Source organism: Pseudomonas sp. NBRC 111123 (genome assembly GCF_001320205.1).
GTDB lineage: Bacteria > Pseudomonadota > Gammaproteobacteria > Pseudomonadales > Pseudomonadaceae > Aquipseudomonas > Aquipseudomonas putida_J.
In genome coordinates this window covers 43,828-59,959 of record NZ_BCAZ01000019.1, presented here as the reverse complement: position 1 = coordinate 59,959, position 16,132 = coordinate 43,828, and the positions used below count along the sequence as shown (strand labels likewise).

The window sequence follows — 16,132 nt, the reverse complement described above, 5'->3', positions numbered from 1 at the left end:
GATTGCTTCAATCATGCATCAGCCACGGCCTCAGGTCCTTGAGGTTGGCTACCACGATCTGTTGCGCTTCAGGGCTTGTCGCCACGTTGCGCGGGTCGATCTGATAACGCTGCAGTACATACTTCACCAGAGCCCTGCGGCTCGGTACTACCAGCTGACCCTGGGTCATGCCGAAGTCGGCTTCGATGATCGCCTTCTGTGCTTCGTTCAAACGCCCGTCAGGCTCGAAGATCACCGGAATCTCGGCATTCCAGTCTTCGTCCTGTTCTTGGGTGTTCGGCGATTCATCCAGCAGGTCCGGCTGCCCTCGCAAACGGCTGAGCACGAAGTCGCGGTACTGGCCGTTCTTTTCGCAGTACGCTCGCACATGCCAGCGCATGCCGGTGTAGACCAGTGTGTGCGGCGCTATGAGGCGCACTTCCACGTTGGGCGTGTTGAGTGAAACGTACTCGGTTTCCAGGCGCAGGCCTTCACGACAGGCCTTGAGCAGGGGCCGCAGCACCTCCGGCCGAATAGGCCGATCCGGCACTTCCAGTACCTTGGTGTGAGCGTAAGCCAGGGCCAGGCCGTCAATGTGCGGGGCGCGTTCACCGTTCTGATACAGCAGGTGAAGGTAAGCGCTTGCACTGTCTTCGATGAACTTGGGCTTGAACTGCTTGCTGGGTACATAACCCTTGAGCTGTTTGTCATACGCCAGGTTTTTCGGCGCGTGCTCGGTGATGTAGGTATTGATGTCCTTGGAGGCCTGCTGCCGGCTGATGCCGAAACTCTGCATCAGATGGCCGGTGGTCAGGCGGCCTTCCCACCAAGCGACGGTCTCGATCAGCTTGTAGCGCAGTGCCAGGTCCCAGCGTACCTGCTCGACAGTTTGCTTGCGTTTCATGACCTCTCCTGAGACAGAATGCCTGAGTGGCATATTGATTTTTGATTATGTGTAAAGTTTAAGGTCATGTCTATCTCAGGGTCTTGTCATGATCTTGACTTTTCGAGTTTTTCCGTCCGTGCAAGACATTTAGCCATTAAGCACCTTTGCTGTTGGGGCGATGCCATTTAAAGGTGATATCAAAAAGCTAGTTAAGGTGCGTGTCCCCGGCTGAGAACCGCTTCATTCAAGCTTTCCAATGTGCATGAGTAGTTTACCTGTATAAGTCTACATTCTAGATCTGTCGTTAAACGCTACATATATTTTCCTCGTCTTCAGGGCACATTGGCTCACTCAAGGAAAAGGAAATGGGTATGTGGGAAGTGATTGCGACAGGCGCAGTTGTAGTGATGGGCATCATTCTGCTGGTGCTGCTGTATCAGAGCTTGAGGCTGCACGAGCTGTGGAAGATGGGGCTTGCCTGCCAGAAGAACGCACGTTGGGCGCAGATCTGGGAGGCAGAGAACCGCGAGTTGCGCTCGGCGCTGCGCGCAGAGCAGGCGCAGATCGAGCAACTGCAGAGGAAACTGGTGATCTTGCAGGAATTGATCCCGGTGCAACCCGGCACCTGCTAGGCATTCAGCCTGTGCTGAACGGGAGGCTTCAGTGGTGGACGAAGGTGACCGGCGTGGGTCCCTTCGCCACGGACCAAGGGTTCGTTACGCTTTCGAAGTGCTGCTTACTCGCCGCCGCTTTCAGCCGAATCCAGTTCAGCCAATGCCGCCGCATTGTTCTTGAACGCCGCGGCAAACACCGCCCTGTTCTTGGCCATGAAGATGCTTGCCTCTTCGGCAATGTTTTCATCCAGCCCAGGTACATGTTTCACCAGAACCTGAGTAAGCACCTCGGCCAGTTCCAGCATCTGGTCATGGGCGTCTGCGAGTTTGCGGTCCAAGAACGTGGTCTCCAAATCGCGCGTGCTGCGGTAAAGAATCTCAACAGCCATACGAGGCCTCTCGGTCAGTGGTAGCAGGGCTGCGGTCGTGCGCCTTCTGCTTTGCGGTTCAGTTGCTATCCAGGCAGTCAGGCAGAATGCCGTCACCGAATACTGTATCGATGTACAGTAATGGCAAGGCGGTCATTTCGCAACCAGAAATTGTAGCCGTGCTGAAATTGCGTGCCGCCCGTGCCTTGCGGCAATCGGTCGCCTTCCAAGGCTAGGGCCTGGCCCTTTAACTGCATGGCACAAGCGTCACAGGGGTGACGCATCATCCTTCATGTCGTATCGGGGAATCGCACATCGTGGACATCAAATGGGCAGAAAAACTGCGCAAGGGCCTGCACGGCTCGGCCGACTCGCTGGGCAACCTGTGTGTGGAAGCGTTCCACTACCTGGCGCTGTTCGGCATTGGCGCAATTACCGCCTATGCGGCGGTGGTCACCTTCCTGGACATGCTCGGCAACGGCGGGGTCAGCGTCGATGACATCCTGCTGCTGTTCATCTACCTGGAGCTCGGGGCGATGGTCGGTATCTACTTCAAGACCAACCACATGCCGATCCGCTTCCTGTTGTATGTAGCGATCACCGCGCTGACGCGCCTGCTGATCGGCGATGTTTCGCACCACAAGGCGCCGGACGAAGGGCTGCTGTACGTGTGTGGGGGCATCCTGCTGCTGGCGTTCTCGATTCTGGTGGTGCGCTACGCCTCGTACCGTTACCCCTCGACCAAGGCGCTGGACGCCAACGGCAAGGAATTGAAGGAAATGGAGGAGGGCAAGTAGGGGCTAGATATCTGTTGCCATTGCCTGGCTCTGGCGCGGTTGAATCATCGCAGGCGTCGGCAGGGAAGTCGTGACACGGGGTCGCGAACCAGAGGCGCCAAGCGGGGGATTCACATGAAGCTGAACATAGAAGCTGTCCATGCTCACCTGAAGCAAGCATCCGGGCTTGACCCCGATGAGGTGCATGTCACCGAAGTGGGGGATGTCATCAACCTGGACGTGGTCAATAGCCGCACCCTGGTCGAAGAGTCATTGCACTGGCTCAAGCGGGGCGAAGAGCCGACCTATGATCCGGGCCTGTTCGGCCTGTTTCACCAGCCGGGCACTTTTGACAGCGCACACCGAGTCGGCACCTGGCGCCTGCAGGACCTGGAGAAGCAGATCGGCAAGCTGTTGCAACTTGTGTGACCGTCAATTGGCCACGCCAGCGGCCTTGAACCAACGGGCATCCTGACGCGCATCACCCGTCAGGGCGGCCAGAACCTGCAACGGGTTCTGCCCGAGCTCGATGGCCAGGCCCAGGCGGATGCTGTCGATGACCCGCTGCAGTCGCACCGGGTCGTTGCGCTGGGCCTGGCTGATCAGCCGTTTGGCAACCACGCCGGCGTCGTCTGAAAGGGTCAGCATGATGCTGCCGTCCAGCCGTTCGATACTCAGGTTGACCCGGTACTCGGGAGCGAAAGCGGCGCTGATCTGTTCGAATGGGTTGTTCATGGTTGGGGTCTGCAATGAATGGCTGCAGAAGTTGACCGGCTGACCCTCAGGTTGGTTCAGGCCCATTGATCGGCGCAAACGAAAACGCCCGGCACAGGCCGGGCGTTGTTGTTCAGAGTGCGGATCAGGCTTCAGGATCGCTCAGTTCCAGTGCGCCGCGCTTGCTGCGCAGCTTGCCGTAGAAGTGCTCCAGCGCATTGTTCAGCTTGCTGGCGGCACCATCGACTGCCTGGTCCAGCGAGGTGGCGGTGTGGGTCACGGAAATCGGCTGATGGCCTTTCGGGCGAGCCTCCAACTGGCAGCGTTTGTCATGCGGGCCGGGCCTGGCGCCGTTCTCGTCGCGCAGATGCACCTCGATGCGGGTAAGGTCGTCATCAAAGCGTTCGAGGGTGGCTTCCAGCGTACTGCGGACCCACTCGTTAAGACGGATGTTGCCTTCGATATGGTTGCTGCTGTTGACCTGGATTTGCATGATTCCAATCCTTATTCAGCTTGCTCGCATGGAGGCGTGCCTAGGCCCTTGAGGGCCTTGGTATTTCTGCGCCTCTTGACTCTAAGGTCAGGCAACGGCGAAGCGATTACAACCCCTTTCCGAAAATAAATTTCCTGTTGCAAATTCGCCAGCGGGGGCTGCTTTGCAGCCCGTCGCCGGCAAGCACGGCTCCCACACCTCCAGGGTGTTGCCTCAGAATGCCACCGAGGTCTGCACGTACAAGGTCCGCGGCTCACCCACGTACTTGCCCTTGTTGTTGTCGTCGAACGAGCGCGTGTAATACTCGCGGTTGAAGAGGTTCTTTACCCCCACGGCCAGCTTCAGGTTAGACAGCGGCGGGCCGAAGTCGTAGCCGGCGCGGGTGCTGACCAGCATGTAACCCGGTATGCGCCCAGTGCTGCCATCGGCGCTTTCAGCGTGGGTGTTGGCGTTGTCGGCGTACTGGCTGCTCTGGAAACTGCCATCCAGGTTCAACTGCCAGGGCCCTTCGGTGTAACTCACGCCCAGGTTGCCTTTGTGTCGTGACGAGAACGGCACCTGATTGCCCTTGTTCGGGCCATCTTCGCGGATGGTTGCGTCAACGAAGGCATAGCTGGCGTGCACGTCGAAACCGGCCTGTGCCGGGCTCAGGCCATCGAGTGCATAGCGTACGCTGGTCTCGACGCCTTGGTGGCGGGTCTCGCCACGGGCGATCACCGAATCGTTGGTCTGGTTGCTCTCGTACTGGTTATCGAAATTGATCAGGAAAACGCCGATCTCGGCCTGCAGGTCGCCGTTGTCATAGCGGGTACCGAGCTCCCAGGTGCGTGCTTTTTCCGGTTTCACTTCGCCACTACTCACATGGTTGGGCATCTGGCCTAGCGCTTGACCGTAGCCAGCGAAATGCCCAGCTCGCGGGCAATCGCTGTCTGGCCCAGGCCATCGACCTGAGCCCGCAGGACCACGCGTTTCACCAGCGCTGGCAGGCCATCGAGCAAGCGGTCGAGCTCCAGCAGGGTCTCGAAGACGCCTCGGCAATCCTCTGACCGCGGGTGTCTCAGTCTTTGCTTATGAGAATTGAAATCATTATTATTGCAGCCCCATTCCCCGGACATACGTCATGAAGCGCAGCGCCGCCGGACTCCCTCACAGCTACCGCCTGGCCGTGGTGTCACGCAGCCTGGCCGCCTTGCTGGGCGGCTATCTGCTGGCGTCGCTGCTGAGTGTCTGCCTTGCCCTGTTGCTGCCATTGCCCCAGGTCGACGCCACGCTGACCGGCCTGATGCTCTCGTTCGTGTTCTACCTGCTGGCCTTCATCTGGTGCTTCGCCTGCCGCAGCGCCTGGCGCGCCTGGCTTGGCGTGTTGCTGCCAAGCCTGGTACTGGGCCTGCTCGGCGGGTTCGCCTACTGGATGAAAAACCCATGAAGGAAGGCTTCCGTCAGGCCATGGCCTGGCTGCACACCTGGACCGGCCTGATCTTTGGCTGGTTGCTGTTCGCCATCTTCCTTACCGGCACCCTGTCTTATTTCAAGGAAGAAGTCAGCCACTGGGCGCAGCCAGAAGTGCGCCGCCATGCACTCGACCCGGTGGCCAGCCTGGGGCTGGCCCAGCGCTATCTGGAAAGCAACGCCGCGCATTCGGGCAGCTGGATGATTCGCCTGCCCAGCGAGCGCGACGCTGCCTTGAACGTGGGCTGGCGCGACCCTGAAGGCGGGCGTCGGGGCTTTGTCAGAAAAGACCTGGACGCGCAGAGCGGGCAGCCGGTCCAGGCGCGTGACAGCCGTGGCGGCGAGTTCTTCTACCGCTTCCATTTCGAGCTGCAGATGCCGTACCCATGGGGCCGCTGGCTGTCCACCCTGTGCGCATTCATCATGCTGCTGGGGCTGGTCACCGGGATCATCACCCACAAGAAGATCTTCAAGGAGTTCTTCACCTTCCGCCCCGGCAAGGGCCAGCGCTCGTGGCTGGACGGCCACAACGCCATCGGCGTGCTGGTGCTGCCGTTCCATCTGATGATCAGCTACAGCAGCCTGGTGCTGTTCATGTACATGGTCATGCCGGCCGGCATCATGGCCAGCTACGGCGATACCAGCGGGTATTTCAATGACCTGTTCGGCCGCGACGAGGCCCCGAAGGTGGCCAATGTGGCCACGCCACTGGTGCCGCTGGCGAGCCTCTATGCCAAGGTCCAGGAGCAGGTGCCTGGCGCGCGCATGGGCTTCATCCAGGTACAGAACGCGGGTGATCGCAATGCCCGTGTCACCTTCACCCAGTCATCGGCCGACAATGTCCCCTACAAGCGCAGTGCCAACTGGACCTTCGAGGGTGCCACGGGCGAGCTGCTGAAACAGGGCGCGCCGGAAAGCGCCACGATGATGACCTCGTTCAGTTTCGCTGGCCTGCACATGGGCAACTACGCCGGGCCCTGGCTGCGCTGGTTGTACTTTGCCTTCGGGCTTGGAGGCACTGCGGTGATTGGCACCGGCCTGGTGATGTGGCTGGGCAAGCGCCAGCTCAAGCATGCCAAGTGCGAACGCCTGCCGGGCGAACTGCGCCTGGTCGAAGTGCTGAACATCGCCAGCATGAGTGGCCTGATCCTGGCCGTGGCCGGGTTCTTCTGGGCCAACCGGCTGTTGCCCGTCGCCCTGCAAGGGCGCGCTGACTGGGAAGTGAACACGTTCTTCCTGGTCTGGCTGGCGTCGTTGCTGCATGCCGTGCTGCGCCCGGGGCGCAAGGCCTGGGGTGAGCAGCTGGCGCTGGGCGCAGGGGCCTTTGCCTTGTTGCCACTGCTCAACGCCCTGAGCACCGGCCAAGGGCTGAACGCCTCTGTGCCTGCTGGTGACTGGGCCATGGCCGGGTTCGACCTCACCGCCCTGGCGTGCGGGCTGTTCCTGGCCTGGGCTGCGAGCAAGATGCTGCGCCCGCCAAAGCCCGCCGCAAAACGCGCGCCGAAGGCGGCCAAGGTTTCGTCTGAAAGGGTCGAGGTGCACTGATGCTGAGCGTTGCCCTGATCGGTTTCGCAGGTTTCGCCGCGCTGTGCCTGGCGATGGAAAAGCACTTCGGCGAGCTGCTCAAGCGCAAGCCTGGCCCGGGCCAGCTGCGCGGGTTGCGCATCGGCGGCTGGCTGTTGCTGATGCTGTCGCTGGTACTCGCCGTTCACTGGCGTGGCTGGGCGCATGGCCTGGTGGAGTGGATTGCATTGCTGATGGCGGGCGTTACCTTGTGGGTGTTCGGTTTGCCGTACATGCCGCGGCTGTTGCTGGGCCTTGCGGCTGTCAGCCTGGTGCTTGGCCCGCTGTTGACGGTGTTGGCCGGGTGATGCCTTGACTGAACCCGATAGCGAAAGCACGCGGGCGCGTTTCGTCCAGGTGTTCCTGGCCCAGCGTGCGCGCATGGAGGCCCTGGTCAGCCGCCGGGTAGGCTGCCGTGCCACGGCCTCGGACCTGGTGCAGGAGCTGTTCCTGCGCTTCTGGCGCCGGCCCGACTTCAAGGTCGAAGCGCTCGACACCTACCTGTTGCGCTGTGCCGGTAACCTGGCCATCGACCATTTACGCAGTGAAGGCAGCCGCGAGCGCGTCGCCGAAGCATCACTGCAGGTGGATGAAGATGGCCTGGTGCAGGCGCCAGAGCAAGCCGTGCAAATCGATCATGACCTGCAGCGCATCGAAACCGCCCTGCGTGCCCTGCCGGAGCGTACCCGGCAGATCTTTCTGCTCAATCGTATCCACGGCTGCAAGTACGGCGAAATCGCCAAAGCCATGCAGCTTTCCCAGAGTGCCGTGGAAAAGCATATGATGCGCGCCCTCGAAGCGTGCAAGGCCAGTGTTGCCGAGCCCGCGATCTTCACTCGCAGGCCTGGGAGCGCCCGCCGATGAGCCATCCAGACCTGATCACCGCTGCCCAGTCCGAGGCTGCCTTGCAGTGGTTGATGCGCATCAACGAGCAGCCGGAAGCCGCCAGCAGTGCTGAGTTCAAGCGCTGGTTGCTGGCTGACCCCAGGCATCGCGAAGCCTACGCCGAGGCCCAGCTGTTGTGGCAGCTCAGCGAAGCACCGGCAGCGCGCGTGGCCGAGGCAGAAGATGCGGCCTTGCAACGCTACTTGCTGGCCATGGCCAAGCCACCCGGCCAAGGGCATTGGCGGCGCGCCGGCATGGCGTTGGCAGCCGCGTGCCTGGTGCTGGCTGTCAGTGTGGCGGGTGGCTGGCGCCCGAGCGACTGGTTGCTGGACTTGCAAGCCGACTTCAGCAGCCGTGATGCGCTGCGCCAGGTGACCCTGGCAGACCAGTCGCAGGTGACCCTGGATGCTGGCAGCGCCATCGCCGTCGACTTCCAGCAAGGTGAACGCCGCGTGCGCCTGTTGCATGGCGCAGCGTTCTTCCAGGTTACCCACACGGGGCAGCCATTCGTGGTGGAGGCTGCTGGCGGCGAAGTCCGGGTGCTGGGTACGCAGTTCGAAGTGCGTGACCAAGGGCAGGGCGCGCAGGTCATTGTGCGCAGCGGGCGGGTAGCGGTTGTACCGGCGGTGGGGCAGGCAGGCCAGGTACTGACAGCCAACCAGCAGCTGGCCTATGCCGACGGGCATGCCGGCGAGCTGTCGAGTGTGGACAGCGAAAGCCGGCTGGCCTGGCGCCAGGGCTGGCTGAATTATTACCAGGTGCCGCTGGCGCAGGTGGTGGCAGACCTGCGCCGTTACTACCCGGGGCGTATCGTCTTGCTCGACGGCGAGTTGGGGCAGCGCAAGGTCAGCGGTAGCTTCCCGGCGGATGAGCCGCTGCTGGCATTGGATTCGTTGGGCAAAGTGCTCGGGTTTTCTCGACAGACCTTGCTCGGGCGCTTGACCGTCATTCGGTAGTCGCCTGTACCCGAAAGCGGTGCAGAAAATAAATTGCGAAAGCGGATGAGGTAACAGCAGGTGGCATCCGTGTAATGAGTGGAAGTGCGATTCATTCGCAGTAATAGCCCTCTCACAGGTCAGCGTCCATGAAGTTCACCCCACGTTGCGTTCCCCTCTGGCTCGGCCTTTCAGCGTGCTCGGCCATCACCGCGGCCCCTGGCCTCATGGCTGCCGAGCAACTTCAACTGCACGCATTCGCCCAGCCCAGCCAGCCGCTGGCGCAAGCCCTGAATGCCTTCAGCCGTGCCACTGGCCAGAGCGTCGTCTACACCCTCGAACTGCCCAGTGTGCAGGCCCCGGCCCTCAACGGCTCGTTCAGTGCCGAACAAGCTCTGCAGCTGCTGCTGGGCAACACCGGGCTGGCCTGGCGCCGCCTCGACGCGCGCACCCTGACGCTCGAACCCGTGGATACTTCCGGCGCCCTCAACCTGCAGGCCACCACAGTGACCTCGCAAATGGACAGCTACAGCTATCAGCCGCCAGCCAGCGCTTCGATCATGCGCGGTCAGGGGCCGTCCCAGGACATCCCCCAGGCGATCAACGTGGTGCCGGCCCAGGTGATCCGCGACCAGGCCCCGCGCAACCTCGACGACGCCCTGGCCAACGTTAGCGGCATCACCCAAGGCAACAACTTTGGCGGCACCTCAGACACCGTGATGAAGCGTGGCTTTGGTGACAACCGCGATGGCTCGATCATGCGCGATGGCATGCCGCTGGTGCAGGGCCGCAGCCTCAATGCCAGCACCGAGCGGGTCGAAGTGCTCAAGGGCCCTGCCTCACTGCTATACGGCATCCAGGACCCGGGCGGGGTCATCAACGTGGTCAGCAAGCGCCCGCAACTGCAGCAGTACAACGCCCTGACCGTGCGCGGCTCCACTTACGGCAGCGGCAAGAACGGCAGCGGTGGCGGGTTCGACAGTACCGGCGCGCTGGGTGACAGCAACTTCGCCTACCGCCTGATCGTCGATCACGAGGACGAGGACTACTGGCGCAACTTCGGCGTGCACCGCGAGTCGCTGGTGGCGCCGTCGCTGGCCTGGCTTGGCGAAGACACCCAGGTGGTGCTGGCCTATGAGCACCGTGAATTCCTTTACCCGTTCGACCGTGGCACGGCGTTCGGCAGCAACGGCCACCCTCTGGACATTCCTGCTACCCGGCGGCTGGACGAGCCATTCAACGACATGGAAGGGCGTTCCGACCTGTATCGCCTGGAAGTCGATCACCAACTGGCCGACGACTGGAAGCTGCACTTCGGTTACAGCTTCAACCGCGAGACCTACGATGCCAGCCAGGTTCGCGTTACCGGTGTGAACGAAGCCAAGGGCACGTTGACGCGCAGCATCGACGGCACGCACAACGCCATGAGCCGCGACCAGTTCGCTACCTTGAGCCTCAATGGCAATGTCGAACTGGCTGGCATGCAGAACGACCTGCTGTTCGGCATCGACCATGAAGACCGCAAGATCTTTCGCGGCGACCTGATCCGTCAGACTTCTCGGTCCACTTTCAGCTACGTGAACCCGATCTACGGCCAGGAAGTGGAGGGCACTGCAGTGCGTGCCAGCGACAGCGACCAGACCGACAAGCTGCGCACCGATGCCTTGTTCGTGCAGGACGCGTTGCACCTGGACGAGCACTGGATCCTGGTGGCAGGCGCGCGTTATCAGCAATACGACCAGTACGCCGGCCGCGGCCGCCCGTTCAAGGCCAACACCGACGCCAGTGGCCAGGCTTGGGTGCCCCATGCGGGCATCGTCTACAAGGTCGATGACCAGTTGTCGTTCTATGGCAGCTACAGCGAGTCGTTCAAGCCCAATTCCAGCATTGCCCCGCTGACCGGGGGCGTGGTGCTGGATTCGTCGGTGGCGCCGGAAGAGGGCAAGTCCTGGGAACTGGGCGCCAAGCTGGACATGCCGGGCAGCCTCACCGGTACCCTGGCGCTGTTCGACATCACCAAGCGCAACGTGCTGGTCGCCAACTTTGACAGTGGCACCGGTGAGACGGTCTACAGCAACGCAGGTGAAGTCAGCTCGCGCGGTGTCGAACTCGACCTGACCGGGCAGCTTAGTGAGCGTTGGAGCCTTATCGGCAGTTATGCCTTTACCGATGCCAAGGTGACCAAGGATCCCGACCTGCAAGGCAACCGCCTGCAGAACGTGGCCCGGCATACCGGTTCGCTGTCGGCGGTGTATGACTTTGGCAGCCTGTTCGGTGGCGATCGCCTGCGCTTCGGCGCCGGGGCGCGCTATGTGGGGGAACGGCCGGGGAACTCGACCAATACCTTCGACCTGCCGAGCTACACCGTGGCCGATGCGTTCGCCACCTATGAGACCAAGCTGGACGAGCACAACGTGCGCCTGCAGTTGAACGTGAAGAACCTGTTCGACAAGGTCTACTACAGCTCGGCGGTGAACCAGTATTTCGTCGCCATTGGTGATGCGCGGCAGGTGAGCCTGTCCAGCACCTTCGAGTTCTGAGCCTTAATTGCCGGGGCCGCTTCGCGGCCCATCGCCGGCAAGCGCGGCTCCCACAAGGATCGCGCCAGTTTTAAGAAATTGAGCAAGACAGCGGCTTCAGCCACGAATGGCCGAACGGTACTCTCCAGGTGTTGCGCCCATCGCCTGGCGGAAGCGGTTGCTGAAGTGGCTGGCACTGGCGAACCCGCACGACAGTGCCACCTGGCCCAAGGGCAGCTCGCCCAGGCGCAACAGCTGGCAGGCCCGATGCAGCCGTCGCGCCAGCAGGTATTGATGTGGCGGCAATCCGAAACTGGCGCGGAACATGCGCGCAAAGTGGTATTCGGACAAATTGCAGCGCAATGCCAGTTCGCCCAGGGTGATGGGCTGGTCCAGGTGCGCTTCCATGTAGTCGACCAGCTGCCGGCGCAGGTTCGGCGCCAGCCCGCCTTTCAGGCGCAGGCCATTGCGTACCCCGACCTGGCCAAGCAGTGCATGGTCGACAATCTCATGCGCCAGGCTGCTGGCCAGCAGGCGCTCACCGGGCTCGTCCCAGTTCAGGCGGATCAGCTGGCGAAAGCGTGTGGCCTGCTGCGGATCGTCCAGAAAGGTCGCTTCCTGCAACTGCAGCTCACGTGGTTCCCGGTCGAGCAGGCGCACGCAACCCAGGGCGAACTGCGCCTCGCTGACATACAGGTGCGCCAGGCGGATTGCCCCGTTCACCACCCAGTTCGACTCGTGCCCTGCCGGCATGATGCACAACTTGCCCGGCGCGCCCTTGTCGGCCGGGCGCTGGCGGCGGAAGGTGCCGGTGCCGTCGGCGATGTAGCACGACAGCGTGTGATGGCTTGGTGCCTGATAGTCGCGGGCGTCGTCGCGGTTGCTCCACAACGCCGCCGCCAGCCCGTCGCCCAGCTGCGCGCTCAGCTCCAGCCGGGCGTTTGGCGAGGCGTGCATGGCGTTGAACACTTGCAACTGGGTGAGTGGGGTCATGGCGCAATCCTCTTGCCAGCCATCCTACTGCCACTTGGGCTGGCGTACAGCTACCTGCAGGACAAAAGCGCAAGTTTGTGCAAGCGGGTAAACACCGATCGGCGAACACTGGTGATCCCTGTGGGAGCGGGCTTGCCCGCGAAAAGCCAGATACCGATATCGAAAGGCCCAAGGAACCGCCGCCATGAACCTGTCCCTTTACCTGCTCACCGTCCTGATCTGGGGCACCACCTGGATCGCCCTGAAACTGCAATTGGGCGTGGTCGCCATCCCGGTGTCGATCGTCTACCGCTTCGCCCTGGCCGGGTTGATCCTGTTCGCCATGCTCCTGCTCACCCGCCGCCTGCAGCCGATGGGCCGGCGTGGCCACCTGATCTGCCTGGCCCAGGGACTGTGCCTGTTCTGCGTCAACTTCATGTGCTTCCTCACCGCCAGTCAGTGGGTTGCCAGTGGCCTGATCGCCGTGGTGTTCTCGACCGCCACCTTGTGGAATGCCCTCAACGCCCGGGTCTTCTTCGGCCAGAAGATCGCCAGCAATGTCCTCGGTGGCGGTGCGCTTGGCTTGCTCGGCCTGGGCCTGCTGTTCTGGCCCGAGCTTTCGCACCACTCGGCCAGCCGTGAAACCCTCTACGGGCTGGGCCTGGCTCTGCTCGGCACACTGTGCTTCTCGGCCGGCAACATGCTCTCGAGCATGCAGCAGAAGGCCGGGCTCAAGCCCATGACCACCAATGCCTGGGGCATGGTCTATGGTGCGTCGATGCTGGCGGTGTACTGCCTGGTCAGCGGTATCCCGTTCGCCATGGAATGGAACGCCCGCTACATCGGCTCGTTGCTGTACCTGGTCATCCCTGGCTCGGTGATCGGCTTTACCGCTTACCTGACCCTGGTCGGGCGCATGGGGCCGGAGCGGGCGGCATACTGCACCGTGCTGTTTCCGCTGGTGGCGCTGAACGTGTCGGCCTTTGCCGAAGGCTATCAGTGGACGACACCGGCGCTGCTGGGGCTGGTGGCGGTGATGGTGGGGAATGTGCTGGTGTTTCGCAAGCCTGCACGTCCACAGGGTGTGGCCTTGGCGCGTTAGCGCAGTTTTGCAACTGGCAAAAATGTCAGATGTGCATTCGGGCAGTCTGACTAGACTTCGCCGTGTATCCCTGGGGGGAACCGACGATGTCATGGAACACGCCGCTGACGGGCACACAACGCTGGTTACTGTGCTCAGCCGCTTTGCTGTTGCAGATTGTGCCGCTGCTGATGGCGGACTTGCCGGCACTTGACGACTACGCGCGCCAGCAACTGGCGCGTAATGACTGGGAGGCGGTCGGTCGCCCGCTGGCAGTGACAATGCATATGCTGTTCAGCTTCGGGGCTGATGCGGTGAACGTCTACCCGTTGCCGCTGATAGTGGCGACCCTCGTCGCCGCACATGCGCTGGCGTGCCTTGCCAGGCACTGGTTCGGGTTACCAACGGCCAGTGCGGTACTGGTGGTGCTGCCCTTGTGGATGCAGCCCATGTTCCTGCAGAACTTGTCCTACCAGTACGATAGCGCGTCCATGGCGCTGGCGCTGGTTCTCAGTGTCTGGGCGATCATTCTGGGCCGCGCGTGGCCGGCTCGGTTTCTGCTCGGCAGCCTTCTTGTGGCGCTGGGGGCTGCACTTTATCAGCCGACCGTGAACGTTTTTGCAGGCTTGTGCTGCATCGAGGTGATGCGTCAGGTCATGGATGGCCATCGGCTGGCGAGGATTTGCCGATACGCCGCCTTGCGCTTGGGCCAGCTGCTGGTGGGGTGTGGTTTCTATTACTTCACCTGCAACTGGATGGTGCTCCGTGGGCGCGCGGAGTTGCTCGCGGTCGATGACCACTGTCCGGCGGCCATCTTGCGACACCTTGCGGCCACGGCAGAGGTGGTCAACTTGCTGATCACGCCCTGGATATTCTGGGGGGCCATTGGCCTGGGCATACTGGCGCTCGGAGGGCTGGGCAGGCAAATCCGAATCGTCTGGTTGCAGCCCTACGGTGCGGGTGAACGCTTGGGGCTGGTGGCGTTCCTGCTGCTGCCGATGGCGCTGCTGGTGCTGTGTGTACCTGGCGTGATGCTGGTGCTAAGGGATTTTTCCCCTGACCCGCGCGCGTTGATGGGCCTCGGTGCTGTCCTGGCCCTGTTGCTGTACTTAGTACACGATGCATTGTCTGCTCTACCGCGCTTGCGTTTGGGAGTGCTGGTGCTGACGGCGGTGGCCATGCTGTCTGTATCGTTTGCCTATGGCCGAGTTCTGCTGTGGCAAAAAACCTTGCTTCAGTCTGTGAGTCAGTCGGTGGCGCATGACCTGTCATCGTTGCCTGCCAGGCAGTACTACCTGCTCGATTACTGGCAAGCCAGGCTTTGGTTGCCAGCGGCCAAAGGGACGCTGCGCAACTTGCCGGTGCTGGAGCGGATCAACCCTAACAATTTCGTGATGTTGCCGGAGATGCTGCCGCTGGTCGGTATCGACCAGCTTCATACCTTTTACCAGCCGCCACCGCTCAGTCGCGAACAGGTATTGGCTGCCAGCCCGTCACCGCAGTTGGTCAGACAACTGTATGACATCCATTTGCTGGGCGACGCTGCCTATGTGTTGTTCAAGGTGCCACCTGCGCCTGCCGGAGGGCATTGAACATGCGTCGATTCGCTCGCTACGGGCTGGTCGGCATCGGCAACACGCTGGTGCACTGGGGGGTGTTCCTGTCGCTGCACCTTGCACTTGGGCTGAGCCAGGCGCAGAGCAACTTCTCAGCCTTCGTAGTGGCATCGAGCCTGTCATACCTGGTCAATGCTCGCTACACCTTTGCAGTCAGGCCGACAGGGCGGGGGTACATCATTTTTCTCTTTGGAATGGGCAGCTTCAGCCTTGTGCTGGGGGCCGTTGCGGATTGGGCAGACCTGTGGCCTGGCGTGATATTGCTGACATTTTCGGCAGCCAGCCTGGTAGTGGGGTATTGCTTTACACGCGGGGTGGTTTTCAGAACGAGGGCGCCATGAACATTACTCTGATCGTGCCGGTGTACAACGAGCAGGACACTCTGCAACGCTTCTATCATGCGGTGCGCAATGAGCCGACGCTACAGGGCGTGACGGTGGAGATCCTGTTCGTCAACGACGGCAGCAGCGATGCCAGCGAAGACATCTGCGCGGAGCTGGCAGCGCGGGACGAGTGGGTCACAGTGATCAATTTTTCGCGCAATTTCGGCAAGGAGTCGGCGTTGTTCGCTGGCCTTGAATATGCCGAAGGCGATGCCATGGTGCCGATCGATGTCGATCTGCAAGACCCTATCGACGTCATTGCGCAGATGCTCACGCTTTGGCAGGAGGGCGCCGACGTGGTGCTGGCCAAGCGCCGCAGCCGGGCCGCCGACACGCCGCTCAAGCGCTGGAGCGCGCGCTTCTACTACCGCCTGCACAATCGCATCGCCTCGACCCCTATCGAAGAAAACGTGGGCGATTTCCGCCTGCTCGACCGCAAGGTGGTGACCGCGATCCGGCAGTTGCCCGAGCAGCAGCTGTTCATGAAGGGCGTGCTGTCGTGGGTGGGCTTTCGCACCGCGATCGTCGAATACGACCGGCCGGAACGTGCGGCGGGCAACAGCAAGTTCAGTTTCTGGCGTTTGTGGAACCTGGCACTGGACGGCATCACCTCGTTCAGCACCGTGCCGTTGCGGCTGTGGAGCTACGTGGGCGCAGGGGTGTCACTGTTCGCCTTTGCCTTTGCCGTGTACATGCTGGTCGACAAGATGCTGCACGGCAATGATGTGCCGGGCTATCCCTCGATGATGACGGCGATCTTGTTTCTTGGCGGGGTGCAGCTGATCGGCATCGGCATACTGGGGGAGTATGTCGGGCGGGTCTACCAGGAAACCAAGCATCGGCCGCGGTATGTGGTGCGCAAGGTACTGGGCAGGCGGCGGCAGCCTAGATGAAATGTG

General features: G+C 61.9%; 18 protein-coding genes and 2 pseudogenes. 13 read left to right on the top strand and 7 right to left on the bottom strand.

Going from position 1 to position 16,132, the window contains the following annotated elements; genetic code table 11:
• Positions 1–7: 7 nt before the first annotated feature.
• A complete protein-coding gene (locus APH27_RS12185; protein WP_027918443.1) occupies positions 8–883 on the bottom strand; it encodes a WYL domain-containing protein in 876 nt (291 codons plus the stop codon).
• A 347-nt stretch (positions 884–1,230) separates the two neighbouring features.
• Between APH27_RS12185 and APH27_RS12180 the strand changes: the two genes are divergently transcribed.
• Positions 1,231–1,497: a hypothetical protein gene (locus tag APH27_RS12180; protein WP_027918444.1), complete on the top strand. Its 267-nt coding sequence runs from the start codon at positions 1,231–1,233 to the stop codon at positions 1,495–1,497.
• Between the two features lie 104 nt (positions 1,498–1,601).
• Here APH27_RS12180 and APH27_RS12175 read toward each other — a convergent pair whose 3' ends face one another.
• On the bottom strand, positions 1,602–1,868 hold the full coding sequence (locus APH27_RS12175) for a YebG family protein (protein WP_027918445.1): 267 nt from the start codon (positions 1,866–1,868) through the stop codon (positions 1,602–1,604).
• A gap of 296 nt (positions 1,869–2,164) precedes the next feature.
• Between APH27_RS12175 and APH27_RS12170 the strand changes: the two genes are divergently transcribed.
• Positions 2,165–2,644, top strand: a complete 480-nt coding sequence (locus APH27_RS12170) for a phosphate-starvation-inducible protein PsiE (RefSeq protein WP_060484921.1) — start codon at positions 2,165–2,167, stop codon at positions 2,642–2,644.
• Positions 2,645–2,758: 114 nt separating this feature from the next.
• On the top strand, positions 2,759–3,052 hold the full coding sequence (locus tag APH27_RS12165) for a hypothetical protein (protein ID WP_060484920.1): 294 nt from the start codon (positions 2,759–2,761) through the stop codon (positions 3,050–3,052).
• Between the two features lie 3 nt (positions 3,053–3,055).
• On the opposite strand, the gene APH27_RS12160 is transcribed toward APH27_RS12165, so the two are convergent.
• The 4 genes and pseudogenes from APH27_RS12160 to APH27_RS25855 all read right to left on the bottom strand — a co-directional run.
• Positions 3,056–3,358, bottom strand: a complete 303-nt coding sequence (locus tag APH27_RS12160) for a DUF3509 domain-containing protein (protein ID WP_027918448.1) — start codon at positions 3,356–3,358, stop codon at positions 3,056–3,058.
• A 124-nt stretch (positions 3,359–3,482) separates the two neighbouring features.
• Positions 3,483–3,830 carry an HPF/RaiA family ribosome-associated protein gene (locus APH27_RS12155; protein ID WP_060484919.1) on the bottom strand — a complete coding sequence of 116 codons (348 nt, stop codon included), beginning with the start codon at positions 3,828–3,830 and terminating at the stop codon, positions 3,483–3,485.
• 213 nt (positions 3,831–4,043) lie between these two features.
• Positions 4,044–4,706, bottom strand: a pseudogene (locus tag APH27_RS12150) (TonB-dependent receptor domain-containing protein); the annotation flags it as partial.
• Between the two features lie 2 nt (positions 4,707–4,708).
• Positions 4,709–4,858: pseudogene (locus APH27_RS25855) on the bottom strand (sigma factor-like helix-turn-helix DNA-binding protein); the annotation flags it as partial.
• A gap of 92 nt (positions 4,859–4,950) precedes the next feature.
• Here APH27_RS25855 and APH27_RS12145 point away from each other — a divergent pair.
• From APH27_RS12145 to APH27_RS12120, 6 genes are all read left to right on the top strand, one after another.
• Entirely contained in the window at positions 4,951–5,256 is a 306-nt protein-coding gene (locus APH27_RS12145; protein ID WP_027918451.1) for a DUF3649 domain-containing protein, read from the top strand.
• Positions 5,253–6,824, top strand: coding sequence for a PepSY domain-containing protein (locus tag APH27_RS12140; protein WP_060484917.1), 1,572 nt, complete (start codon positions 5,253–5,255; stop codon positions 6,822–6,824). The genes APH27_RS12145 and APH27_RS12140 overlap by 4 nt, the downstream gene beginning before the upstream one ends.
• Positions 6,824–7,150 carry a DUF3325 domain-containing protein gene (locus APH27_RS12135; RefSeq protein WP_060484916.1) on the top strand — a complete coding sequence of 109 codons (327 nt, stop codon included), beginning with the start codon at positions 6,824–6,826 and terminating at the stop codon, positions 7,148–7,150. Before APH27_RS12140 ends, APH27_RS12135 begins: the two co-directional genes overlap by 1 nt.
• A gap of 4 nt (positions 7,151–7,154) precedes the next feature.
• A complete protein-coding gene (locus APH27_RS12130; RefSeq protein WP_060484915.1) occupies positions 7,155–7,706 on the top strand; it encodes an RNA polymerase sigma factor in 552 nt (183 codons plus the stop codon).
• Complete coding sequence (locus tag APH27_RS12125) at positions 7,703–8,683, top strand: FecR domain-containing protein (protein WP_060484914.1); 981 nt, start codon at positions 7,703–7,705, stop codon at positions 8,681–8,683. Before APH27_RS12130 ends, APH27_RS12125 begins: the two co-directional genes overlap by 4 nt.
• A 128-nt stretch (positions 8,684–8,811) precedes the next feature.
• Positions 8,812–11,202 (top strand): TonB-dependent receptor, encoded by a 2,391-nt coding sequence (locus APH27_RS12120; RefSeq protein WP_060484913.1) that lies wholly within the window; start codon positions 8,812–8,814, stop codon positions 11,200–11,202.
• 96 nt (positions 11,203–11,298) lie between these two features.
• On the opposite strand, the gene APH27_RS12115 is transcribed toward APH27_RS12120, so the two are convergent.
• Positions 11,299–12,174, bottom strand: coding sequence for a helix-turn-helix domain-containing protein (locus APH27_RS12115; protein ID WP_027918457.1), 876 nt, complete (start codon positions 12,172–12,174; stop codon positions 11,299–11,301).
• A gap of 184 nt (positions 12,175–12,358) precedes the next feature.
• Between APH27_RS12115 and APH27_RS12110 the strand changes: the two genes are divergently transcribed.
• From APH27_RS12110 to APH27_RS12095, 4 genes are all read left to right on the top strand, one after another.
• The gene (locus APH27_RS12110; RefSeq protein WP_060484912.1) at positions 12,359–13,255 is read left to right on the top strand and encodes a DMT family transporter; all 897 of its coding nucleotides are present in this window, start codon (positions 12,359–12,361) and stop codon (positions 13,253–13,255) included.
• Positions 13,256–13,341: 86 nt separating this feature from the next.
• The gene (locus APH27_RS12105) at positions 13,342–14,826 is read left to right on the top strand and encodes a glucosyltransferase domain-containing protein (RefSeq protein ID WP_082435098.1); all 1,485 of its coding nucleotides are present in this window, start codon (positions 13,342–13,344) and stop codon (positions 14,824–14,826) included.
• Between the two features lie 2 nt (positions 14,827–14,828).
• Positions 14,829–15,191, top strand: coding sequence for a GtrA family protein (locus APH27_RS12100; RefSeq protein WP_033696121.1), 363 nt, complete (start codon positions 14,829–14,831; stop codon positions 15,189–15,191).
• Entirely contained in the window at positions 15,188–16,126 is a 939-nt protein-coding gene (locus APH27_RS12095; RefSeq protein ID WP_027918461.1) for a glycosyltransferase family 2 protein, read from the top strand. Before APH27_RS12100 ends, APH27_RS12095 begins: the two co-directional genes overlap by 4 nt.
• Positions 16,127–16,132 lie beyond the last annotated feature (6 nt).

Excerpts from the sequence above, each read along its gene's own strand:
- APH27_RS12160 (WP_027918448.1), bottom strand. The coding sequence starts at position 3,358 with ATGAACAACCCATTCGAACAGATCAGCGCCGCTTTCGCTCCCGAGTAC.
- APH27_RS12180 (WP_027918444.1), top strand. The coding sequence starts at position 1,231 with ATGGGTATGTGGGAAGTGATTGCGACAGGCGCAGTTGTAGTGATGGGC.
- APH27_RS12095 (WP_027918461.1), top strand. The coding sequence starts at position 15,188 with ATGAACATTACTCTGATCGTGCCGGTGTACAACGAGCAGGACACTCTG.
- APH27_RS12115 (WP_027918457.1), bottom strand. The coding sequence starts at position 12,174 with ATGACCCCACTCACCCAGTTGCAAGTGTTCAACGCCATGCACGCCTCG.
- APH27_RS12185 (WP_027918443.1), bottom strand. The coding sequence starts at position 883 with ATGAAACGCAAGCAAACTGTCGAGCAGGTACGCTGGGACCTGGCACTG.
- APH27_RS12105 (WP_082435098.1), top strand. The coding sequence starts at position 13,342 with ATGTCATGGAACACGCCGCTGACGGGCACACAACGCTGGTTACTGTGC.
- APH27_RS12125 (WP_060484914.1), top strand. The coding sequence starts at position 7,703 with ATGAGCCATCCAGACCTGATCACCGCTGCCCAGTCCGAGGCTGCCTTG.
- APH27_RS12120 (WP_060484913.1), top strand. The coding sequence starts at position 8,812 with ATGAAGTTCACCCCACGTTGCGTTCCCCTCTGGCTCGGCCTTTCAGCG.
- APH27_RS12140 (WP_060484917.1), top strand. The coding sequence starts at position 5,253 with ATGAAGGAAGGCTTCCGTCAGGCCATGGCCTGGCTGCACACCTGGACC.
- APH27_RS12110 (WP_060484912.1), top strand. The coding sequence starts at position 12,359 with ATGAACCTGTCCCTTTACCTGCTCACCGTCCTGATCTGGGGCACCACC.
- APH27_RS12165 (WP_060484920.1), top strand. The coding sequence starts at position 2,759 with ATGAAGCTGAACATAGAAGCTGTCCATGCTCACCTGAAGCAAGCATCC.
- APH27_RS12175 (WP_027918445.1), bottom strand. The coding sequence starts at position 1,868 with ATGGCTGTTGAGATTCTTTACCGCAGCACGCGCGATTTGGAGACCACG.
- APH27_RS12145 (WP_027918451.1), top strand. The coding sequence starts at position 4,951 with ATGAAGCGCAGCGCCGCCGGACTCCCTCACAGCTACCGCCTGGCCGTG.
- APH27_RS12155 (WP_060484919.1), bottom strand. The coding sequence starts at position 3,830 with ATGCAAATCCAGGTCAACAGCAGCAACCATATCGAAGGCAACATCCGT.
- APH27_RS12100 (WP_033696121.1), top strand. The coding sequence starts at position 14,829 with ATGCGTCGATTCGCTCGCTACGGGCTGGTCGGCATCGGCAACACGCTG.
- APH27_RS12135 (WP_060484916.1), top strand. The coding sequence starts at position 6,824 with ATGCTGAGCGTTGCCCTGATCGGTTTCGCAGGTTTCGCCGCGCTGTGC.